Source organism: Okeania sp. SIO2B9, assembly GCF_010672505.1.
GTDB classification, from domain to species: Bacteria; Cyanobacteriota; Cyanobacteriia; order Cyanobacteriales; family Microcoleaceae; genus Okeania; species Okeania hirsuta.
In genome coordinates, this window is the sequence record NZ_JAAHGK010001205.1 from 1 (window position 1) to 2,345 (window position 2,345).

The following is a 2,345-nucleotide window of genomic DNA, read 5'->3' on the forward strand; positions in this document are numbered from 1 at the left end:
TCTCAAGCTAAGTCGAAAAAGAATGATGTGATGTTCTTCTTAATAGATGAGAAATTAATTCGGCATATCTTAAATAATTTATTATCAAATGCTATTAAGTATTCACCTACAGGAGGGAAGGTGAATTTTCAGTTAACTTTGAATGATCGAGAAGCTATTTTTCTGATTAAGGACGAAGGAATAGGTATTCCAGTTGAAAATCAAAAAAAATTGTTTGACTCTTTTTACAGAGCAAGTAATGTAGGTAAAATAGCAGGAACAGGATTAGGATTATCAATTGTGAAACAGTGTGTAGACCTTCATAATGGAACAATAGATTTTGCAAGTGAAATAGGCAAAGGAACTACTTTCAGAGTTGAAATTCCATTGCAAAAAGTATCTTAAAATTAAGGCATAAGGCAGAAGGAAGAGGGAAGGAAGAAGAGCTTAGTACCTTGTTCTGTCACAGATTTTCCCAGGAATAAGTAATCACAAGTAAAGGGATAAAATCTATAGATTATATATAGAAAATATGATAGAGACTGGTTTTTATCAAAAGAAATTTCTCATGGATTTTTTGTGGCATTCATGGGGTGATAATTAGTATTAGAGATTTGTTCTAGTGAAAAAAATCTCAGTAGTTCTCAAGATCAAGAAGGAACAGTGAAAAGGAAAGAAGAAAGGAGGAAAAGCTTAGTACCTTAATTCTATCAAATATTTTTCTAGAAATAAGGAATAAGAAATAAAGTGAGGAAATGTATATATACTAAACATTTCCAATAATAAAAATCAAATCAACTACCGTAGATAAATAATCAATTCTTTCCCTCTACTCCCTACTCCCTATTTTGATAAAAATGTGGTAGTTTTTTCTTATAATGAAAATTATAACAGGAATAACTATGGCTTTAACCGCTTCTACAATGCTGACATTAGACACTTCAGCTCCAGATTTTCAGTTACCGGATGTAGTTTCCGGGGAAACCATTTCCCTATCAACATTTGAGGGAAAAAAAGCACTCTTAGTCATGTTTATTTGTCGTCATTGTCCATTTGTTAAGCACGTTCAAGCAGAACTTGCTAAAATTGGTAAAGATTACATTCCAAAAAATGTAGGAATTTTAGCTATTAGTTCCAATAATATTGAAACTCACCCTGATGATTCTCCAGATAAACTAAAGGAAATGGCATTAGAACTAGGGTTTAATTTTCCCTATTGTTTTGATGCAACTCAGGAAGTTGCAAAATCTTACACTGCTGCTTGTACTCCAGATTTTTTCCTATTTGATGCTGATTTTAAATTAGTATATAGAGGACAATTAGATGATAGTCGTCCTAGTAATAATCAACCAGTTACAGGGAGTGATTTAAGAGCAGCTTTAGATGCAGTTTTAGCAGAAAAATCTGTAGGTGAAGAACAAAAGCCAAGTATTGGTTGTAATATTAAGTGGAAATCAGGTAATGAGCCATCTTATTTTGGTTAGAATTAAAAGGGATATTTGCAGATAGTTGAGTAGGTTGTTCTGTAGATGTTATTGACGTAAGCATTTCCTGCGGACTGCTGCGCAAACAACTATTAGCGCTTCAGCGGTCAGCAATAAAAATCAAATAAGCTATTATTGTAAGTATTCAGCTCTTAGCTTTTTAATCAATGAAGTAAACATTTGTTTGACTTTTATTACATTTTAATCAAAGAATGAACCACAAGAACGATGAGTTTGAGTTCAATTCATACAATTCTATGGCGGGAAATGTAGATGTTTCTCAAGAGCTGATAGCTGACTGCTGAATGCAGAATGCTTACTTATTTACTAATAAGTAGTCGTGAAAATAAATTTCCTAGTTAAGAGAGGGAACAGGGAATAATAAGTAAATAGGATCTGTAATTAATTTTGCTTATGAACTTACTAAATATCAACATTCTTGCTACATCTTATTGAGAGTAGGGTTATTAGGAATAATACAAAATTGAAATTCAGCTACATAGAATAATATTTCAAGCATAATTTACCGCAGGTAAGTGTAGATAGATATAGATCGATTGAATGAATTTCAAATTCTATGCAACCTCATATAAAACTGGTATAAGATGTCTTCGTTATTGACAAACTAATCCTTAAAAACATTGCTATTCCTGACTTATTTCTTAATAACTGAAGTCTTGAAGAATGTCTTGCATTATTTTGGAAATTGGTATGATAACAACCCTAAAAATACTTGATATATATCCCATTCACTATTAGACCAAGTTTGGTAAATGTTTGCTACAAATAGTTAGGGTATTTCTTAGGAGTCAGGAGTCAGAATTCCCTTCTGCCTTCTGCCTCCTGCCCTCTGCCTTTCCTGATATAAAACTGTTGTTCAAG

Annotated in this window: 2 protein-coding genes; both read left to right on the forward strand. The window is 32.4% G+C overall.

The annotated features are described in order from the left end of the window. The coding region (locus tag F6K13_RS28955) for a sensor histidine kinase KdpD (RefSeq protein WP_287289275.1) at positions 1 to 384 on the forward strand (384 nt) is incomplete at its 5' end. 497 nt (positions 385 to 881) lie between these two features. Further along, on the forward strand, positions 882 to 1,463 hold the full coding sequence (locus F6K13_RS28960; RefSeq protein WP_124147203.1) for a thioredoxin family protein: 582 nt from the start codon (positions 882 to 884) through the stop codon (positions 1,461 to 1,463). The last annotated feature ends 882 nt before the right edge of the window (positions 1,464 to 2,345 follow it).

What these genes read in the sequence shown, in the direction of transcription:
- F6K13_RS28960 (WP_124147203.1), top strand. Translation starts at nt 882, where the DNA reads ATGGCTTTAACCGCTTCTACAATGCTGACATTAGACACTTCAGCTCCA.